The following is a 20,729-nucleotide window of genomic DNA, read 5'->3' as shown; positions in this document are numbered from 1 at the left end:
TGGCGCTCCTATAGAAGTCATCAAACAGTACGTTCAGCAGCAGAGAACACCGCATTAGTCGGCTATCGCCGACGAGCTTACATCCCCGCACTCAAAGTACGGGGTTTTACGCTCAACCGATAAATATCATTTCTCATGTCAGATCTTCCCTGACCTGCTTTTCTTGGGGATCACTGACAGAGTTTCTGCTGATAGTGCTGCAAAAACTGTTGTTGGTTGAAGTGCTCGCCATCCAGGGCGTTCAGAGGCGAAGCTTGTTTAAAGCGATGAACCTTGTCCAGATGACTCTGATAGTCAGTGGTATCCAGGTAAGTCATGATTAAATGATCATAATCAACAATCACCAGAGAGTTCCATTCGTGATCTTTTCGCTCCTTAAACAAAGCGTTGGTCATGTAGACATTTCGCAATGTTTCTGGAAAGTGCTGCTTGAGTAGTGAGAAAACAACACTGGTTAAAGCCGCGAATTTATCACAGTCTCCCAGTCCATATTGCCAGAACCGGTTAAGGGAGCAATGGGCTGGAAACAGCGCTTTGAGTTCAGGTTGAGTATCCACGTCGGCATATTTCATGCGATCCGAGACAATATCTGAGGCTAAATGAATGAGATCATAAGTGGACGGATCTTTCATACCTTTCAGATATTTCTGGATCTGCCGGGTTATTGAGGCTTTATCTTCAGGTGATAGGGGGAAGGAGTCATCCTCACTAAAAGTAGTGTGCAGCTGTGCAAAGAGTTTGATGGGAACGGGGAGAGTTTCCTGAACAGGCTGGTATTCGATCAACGCTTCAAGCTGCACGAATCTGATACTGGCGGGAGGATAAAGAGTACAGGTATTTTCTTGAGTGATTCTGCGTGAAAAGTCTTCAGCTGCAATACCATGCTGCGCGAGACCAACGGCCTCTTGAGCTGTAAACCCTGCAAGAAGGGCTGAATAAAGCTGAGCGGGCGTTAATCCGGAAATGTAGAGGTGATTCAACTCTTCGGCATTCTTGACAGAGCGACTGTAAAGAAGTGCTGTTTCAAAGGGAAAACCATTATCCAGCAATGCTTTTACGGCTTGAACCGGATAAGCGAAAATGTGGGCATTCTGCAGCATTGCTGCATATTCAGGAGGAATGTGTTCTTTGATGAGGGACAAAACCTGATCTGCAATGAAGAGGCCATGTTCTGAGTACTTTTCCAATTGGCTGGGTGTGATCCCTGCTTTTACATAGTCAGTGATGTCCTCTGCATCCAGAGGGTAGTCCTGGCGATAATCCGCTGCTAATGCGGCTGAAATACCGGCTTTATCGAGCAGGGCAATATCGATCCGGTTTCTAACGCCTTTACCCCGGTAAGTATCCACTGTGACTGCTGAAATATTGCACTGGATGAAGTACTCGATATCGTTTTTATGGATACCTATATCAAGGTAAGGAGCTATTCGTGAGTCAGGCATGCTGACAGCAAGGGTTGTTTGAAAGAACATCAGACAAAGAACCAGAACAAGCCTGTAAAGCTTTCTGGAGTTCATAATAACATCCTTAATTGCTCAGAAAGAGGGTGATAGCAGCTGTTATAGGCTCTCTAAGAAGAAAGCGTTGTTCCTGGCTGCATCGAAACAGTGGAGCAGAATGTTAATGTAAATTTTGTTTTTAGAGACTGGTTCTTTCTTATGAGTTCATCAAAGTGTCACTGAAAATGCGTTAAAACCAGAGGAGATTGATTGGTGTTGATCAGAACTTCTGAGTTTTCCAGTAAATAAACAATTCGTATGGTTAATTCACGTCATATTTTATAAAAAAATCAAAAAAAGAATTAAAGTGACGGAGAAATTTGACGAAATAGGATTTTAGACCTTAACTGAATTAATAAGAGTTTGCTTATTGCGATTCATATTATTTCAGGCTGTCTATTTTCATTGCTTTGATGACAAGGAAAAGTCGTTACAATGGATACAGCAGATCAGGTATTGATCATTGAAGACTCTCAACAGCGCCGACATGATCTAAGTACCATTATTGAATTCATGGGGTATCGTACCAGAGCGGTCAGTTCTGCTTACTGGGAAGATGCCATCAGGGAATCCGACAAAGACGGTTTCTGTGCACTTTTTCTTGGGGATTTTCTCCAGGCAGAAAGTTCAATGCAGGGCATGATTGCCCGCATTCAGAACTGGAGTGGCGGGGTTCCCGTCATCCGTATCGCTGAACCCCTTCCGGAAAACCTTCAATCCTCACTTCGTAGACAGATCATTGCCCGCGTTGACTGGCCTTGCAATCGTTCGCAATTGCTTTCGTGCTTGCATTATGGCCAGGTCTATCGTGAACAGTGGCGTCAACTTCACCAGACCGGTATGAATCAGCAGGTAGAACTGTTTCGTGGGCTGGTGGGTAAAAGTGACAAGGTCCGCAAAGTTCGGGCTTCTATGGCTCAGGTGGCCAACCGTGATGTTAATGTCATGGTGACCGGCGAGTCAGGAACCGGCAAGGAACTGGTGGCCCGAAATCTGCACGATCACTCACATCGCCGGGACATGCCTTTTGTGCCGGTAAACTGTGGCGCTATTCCTAATGAGTTGTTGGAAAGTGAACTGTTTGGCCACGAAAAAGGTTCTTTTACTGGGGCGGTCAATACCAGAAAGGGACGGTTTGAGCTGGCACAGGGTGGTACATTATTCCTGGACGAAATCGGTGATATGCCCCTGCATATGCAGGTGAAGTTGCTGAGAGTATTGCAGGAACGAACCATAGAAAGAGTGGGTGGTTCCGAGCAGATTGCTGTGGATGTCAGAATCATAGCGGCTACTCACAAAAATCTTTCAGAAATGATTGAGTCCGGTGAGTTCAGAGAAGATCTGTATTACCGACTGAATGTATTCCCCATTGAAATGCCTGCCCTCAGAGATCGTCCGGAAGATATTCCGCTGATTCTCAATGAGCTGGTCAGTGCCATGGAAAAACAAAGTCGTGGTTCTATTCGTCTGAGTTCAGCTGGCATTATGTCGCTCTGCCGCCATGACTGGCCGGGTAACGTCAGGGAAATGTCTAATCTGCTGGAAAGACTGGCCATCATGTACCCATACGGAGTGGTGGGTGTTCAGGATTTACCACAGAACTTCCGTCATATGGATGCTATTTCTGATGATGACGGTGTAGCCGAGTTATTCCCCGACAGCATTCAACCGGCAGGAACAGGAAAAGTCGATGATTTGGCGATTCTTCCTGTAGGTGGGCTGAATTTGAAGGAATTTTTGACCCGACTGGAAAAAAGTCTGATTCAGCAGGCTCTGAGTGACTGCAACAGTGTGGTGGCCAGAGCTGCTGACAAACTCCAGATCCGTCGTACGACCCTGGTTGAAAAAATGAGGAAGTACGGTCTTCACCGCTATGAAGAAACCATGCGCTGAGCAATAGATAGACTTTTTGATCGCCCCTGGCGATCAAAAAGTCAAAATAAAAAAATGGCTATCAGAATTCACTGATAGCCATTTTTTTTTCAGTTGTTTTCCTTCCCCAGAGTGAATCCTGGCTTAATGACGCCATCGTTTATTTTTTAAAAAGTAAACGATGGCGTATCTGTGTTCTTCAAAATTTAAAAGCGATTCATATTTTATTTGAAAGCTGTCTTTCTTTTTTTACCGTGAATAATATTTTTCCTGGCCATTTTACATACTCGATAGTGGCGCGAAATATTTTTATTAGCTCATGGTTGTTTATGAAAAATGGGCGGATTTTCTATTCGTCAAATAGTAAGAAAACTTAAATTTATTTGACGCTTATTGTTGTCAGGTAAGTGAAATTTTCAATTTTTAAAAATTGTCTTTATTTTGTCGTTTTTTAAGTTTTCTAAACTAGAGATTGATTGGGTCAAATAAATAACGTTTTTTGTCTTCTTAAAAATTTTCGTACGACAGTAATTCGTCACTATAAAATGACAGTGTCAAATAACTATCTTTTCACTTTTCAATGAAACGACATTTGATGTCTTTTTACTGACAGTGATCTTGACTCTGTCAAAAAAGTAACGTGACAGAAAATCGACCGATAAAAATAAATATCAATAAAAACAGTGAGTTATAAGTATTTTTTGCGACCTGGTCAAAATGATGTCACGTCAAAGCGCTGGCTGCGCCTGAAAAACAGGCATTTTAAAAAATTGGCACGGCTCTTGTAACTAATAAGGTACAGGGCAGTAAAAAAGAAAAAGCATTTTTCGATTCCAGGTCTTATGCCGTAGCTCTAATAAAGCAACAACTGAGAAGAAGCTGAAAGCCATGAACTCATCAACAAAACAGATTATTGCAGTTGCGGGGTGTAAAGGTGGAGTAGGTAAAACACTGATTGCAGTCAATCTTGCACTGGCTCTTGCAAACAACGGAAGACGTGTAGTCCTAATGGATGGAAATCTTGCTGTTCCTGATGTTGGAATCAGTCTTGGGCTTGAGAAGCAGTTGGACGTTACTCACTTCAAAGCCAATGAAGCTTTTACCAGTTTCACCCAGGAAGGGCCTTCTGGTTTGAAGGTGCTGTCGCCCAGGGGGGAACCTATCTGGAGAGAGACCGTTGAAACCGGTCATGCTGTTCGAATGATAGAGAGCCTGGAATCACTGGCGCCCACTCTGGATACTCTCGTCATTGATACAGCCCCGGGGCTGGCTCCTGATAATGTTGCGCTTATCCAGGCTGCAGGTGAAATTCTGATCGTGATCAACCAGGAAATTCTGTCATTGCTGGATGCAGTGAGGATGATCCGGGTGCTCTACCGAATATACGGGGTCCGTCGCTTTGGTGTGATTGTGAATGCAGTTAATAATCGTCGGTATGGTTCCAACCAGTTTGAGAGATTGCAATCCCATTTAAGTGATGAAGTCGAAATTATTCTCCGTTATATGGGGGCGATTCCATTCGACAAGGCTGTCGCAGAATCGCTAACCCATCAGAAGGCCCTTTTGGAAGCCAGTCCTGATTGCCGGGCTTCTAAAGCTATTTCACGTATTGCTCATCAAATGATGGCATTACCCGTGACACCACCAAGAGGTCGTATTGAGTTCTTTTTACCAACAAGAATAAAAGAGAGGGTATAAGCATGGATGCTACAGCACAGGGAGTGCAGGCAACTAACGCCAGTCAGGAAAAGAGCAAGAAAGTGTTTCAGACCGAGATGGTTGAAACTCACAAGGCCCTGGTAAAAAGAATTGCGAATCATCTGGCGGCAAGAATGCCTGCCAGTGTGCAGATTGATGACCTGGTTCAATCAGGCATGATTGGTCTGCTGGAAGCCGCCTCAAAGTACGATGCTACTAAAGGTGCCAGTTTTGAAACATTTGCTGGCATTCGTATCCGTGGTGCGATGCTGGATGAGATCCGTAAGGGCGACTGGGGTCCAAGATCCGTCTACAGAAACAGTCGTAAAGTCACCGAAGCGATTCAAAAGGTAGAAGCCCGTTTAGGTAGAGACGCTCGTGATTTTGAGGTAGCGAAGGAGCTGGAAGTTAACCTGGATGAGTTCTACACCATTCTCAGTGATCTCCGTGGTTGCCGACTGTTCAGTTTTGAAGAATTGTTCGACAGTGAAGAGTCCAGAATGCAGGCCCGTTCTGGAGATCGTGGACCATCAGCCGATATTCAGGAAGAGAAGTTCAAGTTTGCCCTTGTAGAAGCTATTGAGAAGTTACCCGAGCGTGAAAAGCTGGTCCTGATGCTCTATTACGATGAAGAGATGAATCTAAAGGAAATTGGTAAGGTTCTGGGTGTCAGTGAGTCCAGAGTCAGCCAGATTCACTCTCAGGCAGCCGTCAGATTAAGGGCCAAGCTAACCCACTGGTTGGGGTAGGGAAGACGGTTCGAGAATAGACAGCTCGGCTTAAAATCCAGAAAGAGCGCCGCAGCCATGAGCGGTCCCGGAAAGTGCCACTGAAGTCGATTGAATAGTTTATCTATTTGTAAAAATCCAGTGGCAAGTCTGATTTGTTCTACTGAACGTTAAGCTCGAGTGCGATTCTCGGTCAGTTTTCCGGTGATCCCTCAGGGACTCTCGATTATAGGGCCCCCAGGCTCTGTAATAAGTATTTTTGTTTCTATCCAAGGTCATTGTTTCTCCAAATCCTGTGGCTGGAATGAACGATTTGTAGAGTAAGCGGCAATTTTTCATTCTATATGCTCTGTTGCTGTGAGCAGAATGCTTTTTGCTTCCTATTGTTCCAAGTGCGCAGGTCCATACTCCATATACTTTTTTATTAAGTAGTTTTATAACGGACCTGTATTAATATGAAATGGAATTCTTACCTTGCAGGGTGTTTCCTGACCCTGGTCTCCTGTTTCCTGTCTGCTCAGGAAGCGCCAGTCAATATCAAAAATGTCGTTACCATCAACACTCACCAGGCCAAGCGTCTTCACGAGCTGGGTGCGCTGTTTATTGATGTAAGGCCTTTTCGGCAGTGGGAGTGGGGACGTATTGAACGATCTCACAGTCTGGATCTCAGGGCGGGCTTCAGACAGCTGTTTATGCCGGGTACTCTGGATAAAAAGACGCCAATCGTCATCTATGGCAACAGCACCTATCACATGAGGGGAGCGATCGCGAGTTACCTTGCGGCGCTCTGGGGATATAAGCGAGTCTTCTTTTTCAGGGATGGTTATTTTTCCTGGCTTGCTCTGGATTATCCAGTAACGCTGCACTCAGATCTGGGAGCAGAGGAAGAAGTAGTTAGCAGGAAGCCAGAAAAGAAATCCATTGAAGATATGAGTGATCTGCAGACATTCTCCGCCATGCAAAAGCAATGAGTCCGTCTCAGATATAAGAAAGGCGTCATTCGACGCCTTTTTTTATGGTCATAGACAATTTGTATCCTCTTACTGCACAACAGTAAGGACACGGGAGCCGTGACCGTGCAGCGAATAAAAGGATGTGGCTGGAAATTACTCCCAGCCTGGGACCCCGGTCATGTCGGGCAGCTTATGGGCAATCCCCTTATGACACTGGATACAGGTTTCTCCGTTCTTCTCTGCAGCCGTATGGTTTTTGACCGCGAGAAGTGATTGCTCAGACAGTTCCATAGATTCCTGGGTATGACAGTTGCGACATTCCTGGGAGTCATTGGCTTCCATCCTGGCCCATTCCCGCTCAGCCATTTCCCTTCGGTGGGCATCAAACTTCTCAGGCGTATCCACTTTGCCGGTAAAGTGCGCAAAGACTTCTCTGCTTGCTTGAACCTTCCGAGTCATTTTCGGCACAAACTCCTTGGGCAGGTGGCAGCTGGCACAGTCAGCCTGGACTCCGGAAGCGTTGCTGAAGTGGACGCTCTCCTGGTATTCCGGAACAACATCATTGGTGTGACAGCTGGAGCAGAATTCCAGAGTACTGGTGTATTCCATAGTGGCATTGTAAGAGCCGTGAAGGACCAGAGCGGCAATAAAGCCAACAACCAGAAGTAGACCCGCAGACAGCTTGGCACTGGGTCGACGCAAGAACTGCCAGAGCTGTTTTGCGAGCTGCCAGAGCGCTTTATGAAGTAGTAGCACTTTGTTCATAATCGGCTTTCCTTAATCAGTGCTTCTTCAGAGACTCAACAGGTTCGAAGGTGTTTTCCTTCAGGGGCTTGGCATCTTTCTGCGGTACATGGCACGTCAGACAGAAATACCGGTTAGGGGCCACATCAGCCAGCTGCTCACCATCACGGTTGTTGTAATGGGAAACAGCAATTTTTGTAGCCCCCCATTTGTCTGCATTTTTCATGCTGTGGCAACGCAGACAACTGTTGGCATTTTTATCAACCTGGTAACGATCAACAGAGTGTGGAACCAGTGGGGGTATATCCACGAAGTCACGTCCCATAGCGGGACCTTCCTTATCCTGCTTCATGTATTCAGCCTGAGGTTCGATACTGACTTCTTCTTTTCTAAGTGATTCCAGTCCACCTATTTCGTTGGTGGTGACCACTTCTGCGAAGGCAGGCAGACTGATGGCTAAGGCCAGCAGAGCACTCATCATTTTGTTCATGGGTTGTATCCATTTTTTGAGCAATGCAGCTTCAATGAGGCGTAAGGAGCTGCATTTCAGATTCATGGCAGTTGAATGCCAGATGAAGTGTCCAGTCGCTCCCGGACACTTCCTGCTTCCCGATTTCAGACTTTGGAAACCTTGACAGCGGTTTTCTTGAAGTCAGTCTCTTTGGAGAGCGGATCGGTGGCATCCAGTAACAGCTTGTTGGTCAGCTGACTGGCATCAAAGAACGGCATGAATGTCAGTCCTTTGGGTGGACGATTGCGGCCCTTGGTTTCAACCCGGGTACGAAGTTCGCCATAACGGGAAGTCACTTTGATTTCGTCGCCACGACGAAGTCCCCTGGCCGCAGCATCATCCGGATGCATGAAGAGTTGAGCGTCTGGATAGGCGCGATAGAGTTCAGGTACCCGACGAGTCATAGAGCCAGAGTGCCAGTGCTCAAGCACTCGCCCCGTGGAGAGCCAGAGGTCAAACTCTTCGTCGGGTGCTTCATGAGGTGGTTCATAAGGCAGTGCAAAAATCCAGGCCTTGCCTTCTGGTTTGCCATAGAAGTCAAAGTCGCTGTCCGCTTTGGCATAAGGATCTGAACCTTCCTTGAAGCGCCATAGGGTCTCCTTGCCATCAACGACAGGCCAGCGCAGGCCTCGCTCCTTGTGATAACGATCAAACTCCGCCAGGTCGTGTGCTTTACCGCGACCGAAGGTGGCGTATTCTTCAAACAGACCTTTCTGTGTATAAAATCCAAATGCGCGAGCATCGTCGTTCAGTCGATCTTCTGGAATTTCGTCCAGTTTGAACTGATCGACCTGACCGTTGGCGTAAAGCACATCGAACAGGGTCTTGCCACGATATTCAGGGTGTTTGGCTAGCAGGGCATCAGACCAGACTTCTTCTACCTTGAAGCGTTTGGAGAATTCCATCAGCTGCCAGAGGTCAGACTTGGCTTCAGCCGGAGCTTTCACCTGCTGATACCAGAACTGGGTACGACGCTCTGCGTTGCCGTAGGCACCTTCTTTTTCTACCCACATGGCGGTGGGTAAAATGAGGTCGCCAATCTGGCCAGTCAGGGTCGGGTAAGGATCAGAAACCACAATGAAATTGTCAGGGTTTCTGTAGCCTGGCAGTGTTTCATGGTTGATATTCGGGGCTGTCTGGGCATTGTTATTACACATCACCCAGTAGGCATTCAGTTTGCCGTCTTTCAGCATCCGGTTTTGGAGTACTGCGTGGAAGCCAACTTTTGCAGGAATGGTGCCTTCAGGCAGCTTCCAGACTTTTTCGGCATAGTCGCGATGAGCTTTGTTGGCTACGACCATGTCGGCAGGCAGACGGTGAGCGAAGGTACCTACTTCTCTTGCTGTACCGCAGGCAGAAGGCTGGCCAGTCAAAGAGAAGGGGCTGTTACCGGGTTGGGAAATCTTTCCGGTCAGCAGGTGCAGGTTGTAGATGATGTTATTCATCCACACACCGCGCGTGTGCTGGTTTACGCCCATGGTCCAGAGAGACATTACCTTGGTGTTTGGATCAGCGTACAGTTTTGCCAGTTCTTCCAGCTGCTCTTCAGAAACACCGGACAGCTTGGAGACTTTTTCTGCTGTGTATTCGCTGACAAACTTTGCAAAGCCGTCAAAGTCGAGAGGAGTGGCACCGCCATTCCCGGGGTTCTTGGCTTTCTTCTCCAGTTCGTGATCAGGGCGCAGACCATAGCCGATGTCAGTGACACCTTTGCGGAAAACGGTGTGCTTCTTGACGAAGTCCTGATTGACCTTGCCATTCTGGATGATGTAGTTGGCAATGTAGTTACCAATGGCCAGGTCAGACTGTGGACTGAAGATGATGGACTGATCAGCCAGTTCGAAGGAGCGATGCTTGTAGGTAGACATTACCGCCACTTTTACATGGGGGTGAGATAGTCGACGATCTGCCAGTCTTGACCAGAGCACCGGGTGCATCTCCGCCATGTTGGAGCCCCAGAGAACAAAGGCGTCGGCATGTTCAAAATCGTCATAGCAACCCATGGGCTCATCGATACCAAAGGTACGCATGAATCCGACTACCGCAGAAGCCATACAGTGTCGTGCGTTGGGATCAATGTGATTAGAACGGAATCCGGCCTTCATCAATTTGGAGGCAGCATAACCTTCCCAGACCGTCCACTGACCTGAGCCGAACATGCCTACAGGAGGCATGTCGTCAGAGTTACGGGTCTTGGCCATCGCGGCTTTCCACTTCTGGGCCATGATGTCGAAAGCCTGATCCCAGGAAATCGGGGTGAAATCGCCTTCTTTGTCGAACTGGCCGTCTTTCATTCTCAGCAGGGGGGTTTCAAGACGATCCTTGCCGTACATGATCTTTGACAGGAAGTAGCCTTTGATGCAGTTCAAACCTTTGTTAACGGGAGCTTCAGGGTCAGCCTGAGTGGCTACTACACGACCATGCTGTGTACCCACCAGAACAGAACAGCCCGTACCGCAGAACCGGCAGGGCGCTTTATCCCATTTGATTTCGGTGTCTTTGCTGCTGGTGATCAGGTTGGTAGCAGCAGCGTTCATACTGACGCCTGCTGCTGCGGCAGTGGCGGCTACGGCACTGCTCTTGATAAAGTCACGGCGACTCTGTTTCATGGCTCTATTCCTGGGTCTTTAAACTATTTACCATGAAAACCATTTATCTCTCTGGGGAGATGCAATGATGGCCTTACTCATGGCTGTCTATTCCGGTCTGTGATTCAAACCGGGATGACGTATCTTTTTGTGTTGTGTTATTCCTGGTGGGTGTACACCAGGGCAGTGGAGATCACGCCTTCCACCTGGCTGACTTGGGTCATGGTGTCGACCATGGTGCGTTCACCGGGTTGCTCTTCAACCGTCACCACCATCTTTCCTGAAGCCTCGGTAATATGGACTTCAACGCCAGGCAGTTTGTGAAGACGCTCTTTTACATCCACCATCCGATCTGGATGGGTCTGAACGGACAGTCCGGAAATGCTGTAGTGCATCGTTTCAGTGTCATGTGGTTTCTGTATGGCCATTGGCGGTTTCTCTGGCTGTCATGGCAATTGCATCCACAGGGCAGGAGGAAACGCAGTCTCCACAAGCTGTGCATGGGTCTGAATCAATGGCAGGCTCTGCTACACCGCCGGTTTGAAACCGGAACTCAATCGCTGTGGGTTCGCACATCTCTGAACAGGTACGGCAATGTACTTGATTCAAGGCCAGGCATTGATCGGAAATCACGGGTTTCAGTTTCCAGGGGGTCTCGCTATGCTGGCGAATTGCCCCTGATGGGCAGGCCTCTTCGCAGGCATGACAGAAAGAGCAGCTGGCTTTCCTGAAATCGGCTTCAGGAAAGCCTCCGGATCCCTGAACCAGTAATCCTGTTTCGCAAACAGCAATACACTCGCCACAGCGTGTGCAAAGGTCAGTGAATAACGATTCCTGCAAACTCCAGGGTGGGCGAACAGGAGGCTCGACGTTTCTGCCTGGCTGGGTCAGCCCTGAGCGAGTGGAAGGATGTTTCGTCACCCTGGAGGATGAGAAAAACTTCCCGGTAAATAACCGACGGCGGTCAAGATCTACCTGTTGACTCATGGCGTTGTGACCTTCTTGGCAGGGAATCTGAGTGATGTAACAAGCTCTTTCCGTCTTTGTTCAGGCTTATCTTAATGAGGATGAACGTACAAAAAAGCCCCTCCCCAAGCATTTGTCAGCAGGGGGTAAAGTCGATCTACCTCTTTGGGAGTAGTGGTTCTGCGAAGGTTTACTGAATCGTGGGCTCAGCGGTGCGGTGCGGATATGGTGTGTATTGGTTTTGCAGAAGGTACGGGTCTTTAGGGGTAGTTGTGAAGAACGCTGTTTTTTTATGGGAATGGACTGCTTTTAAACTCTTGAACCCAGTAGATGGTTTAGAGTGAAACTTAATTTGAATTCATTTCCGTTTGGCTTTTTTATTTAAGGTGAATGTTGTTGAAGCCGATTCGATACAAGGCGCTTGCCGCTATTATCACCACTTGTTTTTTAGGCTTGCTGAGTGTCAGCGGCTCATTGTGGTTTGCGGCTACGACAGAAAGTGATGCAGCGGCCATTAATGTGGCCGGGTCTCTGAGAATGCAGGCGTGGCGTCTGGCGGACCAGGTCAGCTCTCCAGGAACAGACAAAGATCGGTTGTGGCAGTTGATCAAGACTTATGACCGAAGTCTTGCCAGCCCAACACTGGAACATCTCGCAGAAAGAACCGACATCATCGGAAATCGTTATCTGGCACTGGTGGGTGAGTGGCGCAGTGAAATGCGCCCTTTGCTGAGTGATGAAGTCAGGTGGCATGAATTCTCAGAGAAAGTACCGGGTTTTGTTGACCGTCTGGACGACCTGGTCAATTCATTGCAGTTGAATACCGAGCAAAAACTGCACTGGCTGGTCATTCTGGCAATATTTTCGCTGTGTTCCATTCTTGCCATTGGTGCTTTGACGATTCGATACATCCGGTTGAATTTGATCAAACCGGTTGAGCAGCTCAGTAAAGCCGCCAAAAAAGTTCGTCGTGGGGAGTTTGACCATCTTCGGCTTGAATATCGGGATGCCAACGAAATGGGGCAGCTGACAGAGACGTTCTCTGCCATGGCTGATAGCTTGTCCCATCTCTATGGTAATCTGGAGGCTCAGGTCTCCAGGCAAACCCGATCTTTGGAACAGGCTAATACGGCCCTGAAATTATTGTATGAATCTTCCCAGACCCTCGGCATGAATCCCTATGATGAGGATCAGTTGATGCTGTTACTGGAAAGATGGAAAGTGCTACTGGGACTTGGAAGTGCTTATGTCTGTCTGACAGGTAATGCCGGGAGCATGAGGCTGCAGAGAATCTTTCCTCAAAGTGACACCTATAATGACGTCTGCAATATAGGTCAGTGTGAAGGATGTGTCAGAGCACCCACATCCGATGTCCAGTTTCCACTGAGTCAGAATGATCAGGGGTATGGTTATCTTCATATCTCACTTCACAGTGGTCAGGCATTAACAGAAGAAAGCCGACAATGGTTGAGGACGTTCAGTGATATTGTCTCTTCCTCTCTCTACCGCAGTGGCTACCAGACGCAGGAAAGACGACTGCTGTTAATGGAAGAGCGAGCGGTCATTGCCAGAGAGCTGCATGATTCACTGGCGCAAGCTCTGTCTTATCAGAAAATCCAGGTTGCCCGGTTGAAGAGAGTCCTGACGAGAATGGAAGCGGAAGAGTCCGTACATTCCATTGTCGAAGAAATCCGTGAAGGGGTGAATAATGCTTACTGGCAGCTTCGGGAGCTTTTGAATACTTTCCGGTTGAGTATGTCTTCCGGCAGTCTTGAGGAAGCATTACAGCAGACCATGGAAGAATATGGTAAGCGGGATGACAGCGTTCAATTCAATCTGGACAATCGTTTGCGGTTCTGTCATCTCGACGCTCATCATCAGATTCATGTTCTGCAGATTGTCCGTGAGGGGCTGGTCAATGTGATCCAGCATTCCGGGGCGACAAAAGCGACTGTTGTCTGCGAGCAGGTTGGACCCGGAAAAGTCCAGGTATTGGTCGATGATGATGGCAATGGCTTCAGTGAGGATATCACGACACCTGGCCATTATGGGACCACCATAATGCAGGAGAGGGCAGAAAGCCTTGGAGGCCAACTCTATTTTGAAACCTCCGGTTATGGAGGCGCACGGGTGCGTCTTGAGTTTTCATCGGTATGAGGGGAATGATGAACGACACAAGTATTTTATTGATTGATGACCATCCATTGCTACGCAAAGGTTTGGCTCAGTTAATTGATGAAGAAGAAGGTTTAAAAGTCGTTGCCGAGGCGGGTGACGGAGCCACTGGATTGAAACTGGCCATTGAGCTTGAGCCGGATCTGATTCTGCTGGACTTGAATATGAAAGGCATGGACGGGCTGGAAACGCTCAAGGCCATGCGTGCGAACGGCATAGCTTCGCGGGTCGTAGCCTTGACCGTTTCAGAACACAAGGACGATGTTGCTGCCATGTTTCGGGCTGGCGCAGACGGCTATCTTCTCAAGGATATGGAGCCGGAAGAGTTGCTTAGCGAGATTTCCCAGGCTGCCATGGGTAAGTTGGCCGTAGACGATCGACTGGCAGAAGTGCTGGCCTCTGTTCTCAGGCCTGACACTCATCAGACCAGTAAAATTGATCTGCTGACACCTAAAGAGAGGGAAGTGCTTCAGTTCATTGCTGAAGGCGATGCCAATAAGATGATTGCCCGAAAAATGAATATCAGCGAAGGCACGGTGAAGGTTCACGTAAAGCGTATGCTGCGAAAATTGGACTTTCGTTCACGAGTAGAAGCGGCTGTCTGGTGGGTCAATAGCCGAAGATAATACTCAGCACTTTTTTCTGTTGAAAGCCTTCCAGGCATTCTGCCGCACAATAGAGCCATTGAGGAATTGTCAGGAAGGTACAGATACGTTTTAGTTAGATACATTTTCAAAAAAGTTCAGTAATCTATGGCTGTCTTTTATTTCTGATCTGTAAGCCAAGCACTGGGAGAATAGTGCCAGCCGACCTGAGCATGGATTAAGCGGTACAAGGATCTGTCCTATGAATAAAGCACCTGAGCAGCAAGCTAGAGATTCTATTGATAAGAAGCTGGAGCAGGCTGGATGGTTGGTTCAGAACTACCGGGAAATTAACCTGGGAGCCAGCTCTGGAATCGCGGTACGAGAACACCCAACCGACTCGGGGCCAGCTGATTATATTCTATATGTCAACCGTAAGCCTGTTGGTGTCATTGAGGCGAAAAAAGACCAAGCTATTCTCTTGATTCATGAAAGCCAAACCACCCGTTATGCCCACAGTAAAATCAAATGGCGTAAAGACAGCGAACCTTTGCCTTTTTTGTTTGAAGCCACCGGACAAGTGATTCAATTTACCGATTTACGCGATCCGGCCCCTCGTGCCCGCGAGGTTTTCCACTTTTTTAAACCGGAAACCCTGCAGCAATGGCACAGCCAATCGAATACACTGCGCCATCGGCTGGTCAATAATATCCCGGAATTACCGACCGCCGGTTTACGTGACTGTCAGATCAGTGCCATTACCGGGCTGGAAAAATCCCTGGCGGAAAACCGTCCACGCTCACTCATTCATATGGCCACTGGCGCGGGAAAAACCTTTACCGCCATCAGCTCGGTGTATCGCCTGCTGAAATACGGGGAAGCCAAACGGATTCTGTTTCTGGTGGATACCCGTAACCTGGGCAAGCAGGCACAGCAGGAGTTTCATGGCTATAAACCGGAGGGGAAAGAAACCTTCTTCCACGAAAACCATATTGTCCAGCGGCTGGCCAGCAACACCATCGACAGCGCGGCCGAGGTGTGTATTTGCACCATTCAACGGATGTACTCGATTCTCAGCGGGCAGGAGATTGATGACAGCGCGGAAGATCTATCCCTGCACGAAACCCGGCAAAACAATCAGCAAGCCAAATTTGTCCAATACAATCCGGCTATTCCAGTAGAATCCTTCGACTTTATTATTGTCGATGAATGCCATCGATCCATCTACAACCTGTGGAAGCAGGTGCTGGACTACTTCGACGCCTTTCTGATTGGCCTTACCGCCACACCGGACAAACGCACTTACGGTTTCTTCAAGGAAAACGTGGTCGCACAATACAGCTACGAAGATTCTGTGCTCGATGGCGTCAACGTCGGCTACGATGTCTATGAGATTGAAACCCAAATCAGTAAAGCCGGTGCTGAACTGAAAGCCAAAGAGTGGGTCGACCATCGGGATAAACTGTCCCGAAAAAAGAGCTGGCAGCAGACCGAAGAAGACACCAGTTACACTGGCAAAGAGCTGGACCGTTCCGTGGTCAATCCCAGTCAGATTCGGCAGGTGATTCGGGCCATGAAACAGGCGGTGGAAACCAACATATTCCCTAACCGGAAAGAAGTTCCGAAAACCCTGATCTTTGCCAAAACCGACAGCCATGCTGACGACATTATTAAAGAGGTGCGGGAAACCTATGGCCAAAGCAACGAGTTCTGCAAAAAGGTCACTTACAACGCTAAAGACCCGGATGCGGTACTCAACGATTTCCGCATCGATCACTACCCGCGTATCGCTGTCACCGTGGATATGATCGCCACCGGCACCGATGTGAAACCCCTGGAAATCCTGCTGTTTATGCGCGATGTGCGCAGCAAGGGTTACTACGAGCAGATGAAAGGCCGGGGCGTGCGCAGTCTGGGTTTTGATGATTTACGAAAAGTCAGCGCCAGCGCCACCAGCGACAAAGACCGTTTTGTACTGATTGATGCCGTGGGTGTCGAGAAAACCCTGAAAACGGAAACCCGCCCGCTGGAGAAAAACCCGTCACTCTCCCTGAAAGACCTGTTGCAAGGGGTTGCCATGGGTCACCGGGATGAAGACAGCCTGCAAAGCCTGGCCAACCGCCTGACCCGACTCACCAAACAGCTGGATAAAAAACAACTGACCGAGATTGAGAAAACCAGCGGCAAGCCGGTGCAGCAACTGGCCAAAGACCTGCTAAAAGCCATAGACCCGGACACCATTACCCAGCAGGCATTGAAAACGGCACAGGAACAGGGTATTGCCCGCACCGAGGACGCCCTGACTGATCAGGAACGTCAAACCGCTAAAGATCAGCTGGTACAGAAAGCCTGTGAGCCTTTTGACCAACCGAAACTGCGAGAGAAAATAGAATCCGCCCGGCGGGACCGTTACCAGATTATCGACCATATCAATACCGATCAGGTGCTGTTTACCGGTTACAGCCAGCAGGCCCAGGACAATGCCAAAAAGCTGATCCAGACTTTTACCGATTTTATTGAACAGCATAAAGATGAAATTGAAGCCCTGAGCTTTTTCTATGACCAGCCTTATCAGCGTCGTCAGCTCACCTTCGATATGATTGAAGAACTGCATGAAGCCCTGGCCAAACCACCTCTGTTGCTGACTACTGAAAAACTCTGGAACGCCTATGCCCGCGTACAGGAAACAGTGGATCAAAAGAACAGAAAAAAGGTCAAAGGCCAGAATCAACAACGACAACTGACCGATATTATCGCCCTGGTGCGCTTTGCCACCGGGCAAGGCTCTCAAGAAGAGCAGGAATTAAAACCCTTCGCCGAACAGGTGGATGCCCGTTTTAAACAATGGATCTTCCGCCATAACGCCCAACGCAAAACTGCCTTTAGCTCAGAACAAACCGAGTGGCTGCGACTGATCAAAGACCATATCGCCGCCAGTTGCTGTGTAGAGCGAGATGATTTTGACTTCAGTCCTTTTGTGGATAAAGGCGGGCTGCATAAGGTGTTTCACCTGTTTGGCAAGGAACTGGATACGATTATGAATGAAATGAATCAGGAGCTGGTGGCGTGAGTGAAGTAGAAGCGTTGCCGGAGGGGTGGAAAAGAATACAGCTGAAGGAAGCTGTTGACATCCACGATTATGAAAGAAGCCCAATAAATGCATCAGAACGAGCAGAAAGAATTAAAGGAAAAACTGAATCTAACTTGTTTCCTTATTATGGTGCTACAGGTCAAGTTGGTTGGATTGATGAATATTTATCAAATGAAGAGTCTGTATTAGTCGGTGAAGATGGCGCACCTTTTCTTGATCCATACAAAGACAAAGCTTACATTATTCGAGGAAAGTTCTGGGTCAACAACCATGCGCACATACTTCGTGGGCCAAAAGGTTTAATCCTCAATCAGTTTATTTGCCATCAGCTTAATATTCTTGATTATCGTGATTACGTAAGCGGTTCTACACGTCTCAAGCTGACTAAATCATCACTTGAAAAACTTCCTTTTGTGGTTTGCTCGGAAAGCGAACAAACCCGCATAATAGAAAAACTCGAAGAACTCCTCTCCGATCTGGATAACGGCGTAGCCGAACTCAAAGCCGCTCAAATTAAACTGAGCCAGTATCGTCAGTCACTGCTGAAAAGTGCGGTTGAAGGCCAGCTTACTGCACCGTGGCGAGAACAGAATCAGGGTAAAATCACTGAAACCGGTCAGCAACTGCTTGAGCGTATTCTCAAAGAACGCCGTCAGCGCTGGGAGCAGAAGAAACTGGCCGAGTTTGCAGAAAAAGACAAAAAGCCCCCGAAAAACTGGCAGGCGAAATATCCTGAGCCAGTGCAACCGGATACTTCGGAATTGTCGGAGCTGCCTGAGGGGTGGGTTTGGGCGACAATGGATCAGCTAATCACAAAAATTGAAGCAGGAAAAAGTTTTAAATGTCTTGAACGCCCACCAGAAGGCGATGAATATGGAGTTGTTAAAGTCAGTGCTGTGACATGGGGGGAATATGACGAAAATGAGTCCAAAACTTGCGTCATAGAAAAGTATGTGAATTCAGAAATTCTCGTAAAAAAGGGTGATTTTCTTTTCTCGAGAGCAAATACAACCGAACTTGTTGGTGCATGCGTTATCGCTGAAATAATTACACGAAATGTAATGCTCAGCGATAAAATTTGGCGAGTTTCATTTGCAGAGAGCCAGCTGAAATTCTGGATATTGCAATACCTTAGAGGGCCATTAGGGCGAAAACAGATAGAAGGCTCAGCATCTGGTAATCAGGCTTCAATGAAAAATATTTCTCAAGAGAAGTTACGTTCATTTGTTATTCCCATTGCTCCCATTGAAGAAATTAACCTTATTGAAGAATCACTAGCTCATGCCTTTGGCAAAATACAGGCTACCAGTGAAGCTAATGAACAAAGAATTATTCAATCTCAAGCACAGCGCAAAAATATCCTGAAAGATGCGTTCTCAGGTAAACTGGTGCCACAAAATCCTGATGACGAACCTGCCAGTGTTTTATTGGAGAAAATTCAAGTCGAACGAGCAGCTCGCCCAAAACCATCTAGATCAAACAGTAAAAAGAAATCTACCAATATGAAAAGTATCAGCAGGAAAGCCCTTCACGCTTGGGTAGAAAGCCTGAAAGAAAATAATTTTGACTTCGATGTGTTAAGCAAAGAATTCGGCTCAGACTACGAAAAACTCAAGGACATTGTATTCTCAGAACTGGCAGACAAGTCACCTAAGTTCGAGCAATACTTCGATGAAGAAAGCGGCAGTATGAAATTTAAAAAGGTTAAACAATGAAACTGCTACGGCTAAAAATAATAAAAGCTGATACCTGCGGTGGCTTGCTGGATGGGCTCGATATTAACTTCCGAAGTGGTATTGATGATCCAACAGGGCTGACAAACTCATTTTCTCCGCTATGTCTGATTGGACCTAACGGCACAGGTAAATCTCAGATATTGCAGATTATTGCTGAAATATTTCAGGCCACTTTTCACCGGTTTCTACCTGAAGAGGAGCAAGCCAATGATACAGGCAATATCGAATTTGAGATTGAATATTATATACCTGTTCCAGATGACTGCCCTGAAAAAGTAAGAATTTTCAGGAGAAAAGTCGGCAGTACAAAAGCATCTATTGTTATAGAACGATTTTCTGAGGATGGCTGGTCACTGATACCAGACACGGACCTTGAGTCAATAAAAAGTTTATTGCCTTCAAAAGTGATTGGATACACTTCTGGAGACAATGAAACGCTCAGTATTCCGTTTTTTGTTAGCCGTGCGGGATATGCCAAGCAGGTCACCGAAAATGCGATAGACCCGAAAAAGAAGTCACATAAAATCCAAGATACTAGGATGCTTTTGATCGACTACGGAACCAATCTTGAGGTTCTAATTTCCAATCTCTTGCTTAATCCTGACGCCGTTAGAAGTTCGCTTCTCGAAAAATTAAATTTATCTTCACTTAATTCTTTTCGGTGCGTTATACAGCTCAACCATGCTCAAGCACCTGGTAAAAAAGGAGTCGAAGTCACCGATGAACTACAAAACTATATCGACTACCTAAAAAAATGCTCGACAACCTTCCAAGTCGATCTAGCTAAGAAGATATATAAATTCGATTTTTTCGTTGGGAGTGAAACATATAAAGCTTTTAATTATTACTGGAAAGATGGCGCCTTAGACCTTTATTCTTGCTTCCACAAACTAGCCATGCTGAATGATTTAATTATTCCCAAGGCAGCTCGTACAGCTTTTAATAGAGGAATAGTAAGTAGGAAGTTTTCAACTCGACTTCCAGAACCTTTTGATGATCACAAAGTATTCCGCTTTGAACGTGTAGAATTTATTTCAAAAAAGAGTAAGAAAAATATAGATTATGTTTCGCTTTCCGATGGTGAGCATCAATTGGCGCAATTACTTGGAACTGTGTGCATGGCCTCATTCCCAAATGTGCTTTTCTTATTAGATGAGCCAGAGAGCCACTTTAATCCTAGATGGCGTGTTGAATTTCTATCAAATTTATTAAATCTTCCTACAGCCACTGGAAAGAGAATTGAAAACTCTAAACCTGCACAGCAAGATTGCCTGATTACAACACATGCTCCATTTGTACCCTCAGACATGAAGTCTGAAAACGTACTGATATTCAACAAAGATAGCGACAACTTAGCAGTAAGGTTGCCCAATATTGAAACCTACGGCAGCACATTTGACACAATTCTAGAAGAGTGTTTTAAAATCTCACCGCCTATGTCAGATCTACCAAAAGTTGAAATTGAACACCTTCTGCAATCTGACAGCATTGATGAAATAAAGCAAGCCATGAGTGGCCTGGGGGATTCTGTTGAACGCATGTATCTTGCAGACAGAATTAGAATGCTTAAAACAAGGAAGTAAT

At 47.0% G+C, this 20,729-nt stretch carries 15 protein-coding genes; 9 read left to right on the top strand and 6 right to left on the bottom strand.

Annotated features, from left to right (window positions below; translation table 11 throughout):
• Window positions 1-170 precede the first annotated feature (170 nt).
• Window positions 171-1,517, bottom strand: a complete 1,347-nt coding sequence (locus tag ACR2PX_RS05095; protein ID WP_433998281.1) for a hypothetical protein — start codon at window positions 1,515-1,517, stop codon at window positions 171-173.
• Window positions 1,518-1,934: 417 nt separating this feature from the next.
• Here ACR2PX_RS05095 and ACR2PX_RS05090 point away from each other — a divergent pair, with 417 nt between their 5' ends.
• From ACR2PX_RS05090 to ACR2PX_RS05075, 4 genes are all read left to right on the top strand, one after another.
• On the top strand, window positions 1,935-3,392 hold the full coding sequence (locus ACR2PX_RS05090; protein WP_433998280.1) for a sigma-54 dependent transcriptional regulator: 1,458 nt from the start codon (window positions 1,935-1,937) through the stop codon (window positions 3,390-3,392).
• Between the two features lie 867 nt (window positions 3,393-4,259).
• Entirely contained in the window at window positions 4,260-5,069 is an 810-nt protein-coding gene (locus ACR2PX_RS05085; protein ID WP_433998279.1) for a MinD/ParA family ATP-binding protein, read from the top strand.
• Between the two features lie 2 nt (window positions 5,070-5,071).
• The gene (locus tag ACR2PX_RS05080) at window positions 5,072-5,818 is read left to right on the top strand and encodes an RNA polymerase sigma factor FliA (RefSeq protein WP_433998278.1); all 747 of its coding nucleotides are present in this window, start codon (window positions 5,072-5,074) and stop codon (window positions 5,816-5,818) included.
• Between the two features lie 434 nt (window positions 5,819-6,252).
• Window positions 6,253-6,768 carry a rhodanese-like domain-containing protein gene (locus ACR2PX_RS05075; RefSeq protein ID WP_433998277.1) on the top strand — a complete coding sequence of 172 codons (516 nt, stop codon included), beginning with the start codon at window positions 6,253-6,255 and terminating at the stop codon, window positions 6,766-6,768.
• 135 nt (window positions 6,769-6,903) lie between these two features.
• Here the strand turns inward: ACR2PX_RS05075 and ACR2PX_RS05070 are convergent, their stop codons facing one another.
• The 5 genes from ACR2PX_RS05070 to napF form a co-directional block, all read right to left on the bottom strand.
• Entirely contained in the window at window positions 6,904-7,515 is a 612-nt protein-coding gene (locus ACR2PX_RS05070) for a NapC/NirT family cytochrome c (protein WP_433998276.1), read from the bottom strand.
• Between the two features lie 16 nt (window positions 7,516-7,531).
• Window positions 7,532-7,984 carry a nitrate reductase cytochrome c-type subunit gene (locus tag ACR2PX_RS05065; protein WP_433998275.1) on the bottom strand — a complete coding sequence of 151 codons (453 nt, stop codon included), beginning with the start codon at window positions 7,982-7,984 and terminating at the stop codon, window positions 7,532-7,534.
• 125 nt (window positions 7,985-8,109) lie between these two features.
• A complete protein-coding gene (gene napA / locus ACR2PX_RS05060; protein WP_433998274.1) occupies window positions 8,110-10,614 on the bottom strand; it encodes a nitrate reductase catalytic subunit NapA in 2,505 nt (834 codons plus the stop codon).
• Window positions 10,615-10,751: 137 nt separating this feature from the next.
• On the bottom strand, window positions 10,752-11,021 hold the full coding sequence (locus ACR2PX_RS05055; protein ID WP_433998273.1) for a chaperone NapD: 270 nt from the start codon (window positions 11,019-11,021) through the stop codon (window positions 10,752-10,754).
• Window positions 10,999-11,580 (bottom strand): ferredoxin-type protein NapF, encoded by a 582-nt coding sequence (napF, locus tag ACR2PX_RS05050; protein WP_433998272.1) that lies wholly within the window; start codon window positions 11,578-11,580, stop codon window positions 10,999-11,001. Before napF ends, ACR2PX_RS05055 begins: the two co-directional genes overlap by 23 nt.
• Before the next feature lie 375 nt (window positions 11,581-11,955).
• On the opposite strand from napF, the gene ACR2PX_RS05045 reads away from it, so the two are divergent.
• The 5 genes from ACR2PX_RS05045 to ACR2PX_RS05025 all read left to right on the top strand — a co-directional run bounded on the left by ACR2PX_RS05045 (window position 11,956) and on the right by ACR2PX_RS05025 (window position 20,728).
• Complete coding sequence (locus tag ACR2PX_RS05045; protein ID WP_433998271.1) at window positions 11,956-13,716, top strand: histidine kinase; 1,761 nt, start codon at window positions 11,956-11,958, stop codon at window positions 13,714-13,716.
• A gap of 8 nt (window positions 13,717-13,724) precedes the next feature.
• Entirely contained in the window at window positions 13,725-14,360 is a 636-nt protein-coding gene (gene narL, locus ACR2PX_RS05040) for a two-component system response regulator NarL (protein ID WP_433998283.1), read from the top strand.
• 220 nt (window positions 14,361-14,580) lie between these two features.
• A complete protein-coding gene (locus tag ACR2PX_RS05035) occupies window positions 14,581-17,388 on the top strand; it encodes a DEAD/DEAH box helicase family protein (protein WP_433998270.1) in 2,808 nt (935 codons plus the stop codon).
• A complete protein-coding gene (locus tag ACR2PX_RS05030) occupies window positions 17,385-19,124 on the top strand; it encodes a restriction endonuclease subunit S (protein WP_433998269.1) in 1,740 nt (579 codons plus the stop codon). The genes ACR2PX_RS05035 and ACR2PX_RS05030 overlap by 4 nt, the downstream gene beginning before the upstream one ends.
• Window positions 19,121-20,728 (top strand): restriction system-associated AAA family ATPase, encoded by a 1,608-nt coding sequence (locus ACR2PX_RS05025; RefSeq protein WP_433998268.1) that lies wholly within the window; start codon window positions 19,121-19,123, stop codon window positions 20,726-20,728. Before ACR2PX_RS05030 ends, ACR2PX_RS05025 begins: the two co-directional genes overlap by 4 nt.
• Window position 20,729 lies beyond the last annotated feature (1 nt).

This window comes from Endozoicomonas sp. (assembly GCF_051008435.1).
In the GTDB taxonomy this organism is placed as follows: Bacteria; Pseudomonadota; Gammaproteobacteria; order Pseudomonadales; family Endozoicomonadaceae; genus Endozoicomonas_A.
This window is presented reverse-complemented; position numbering and strand designations above follow the sequence as displayed.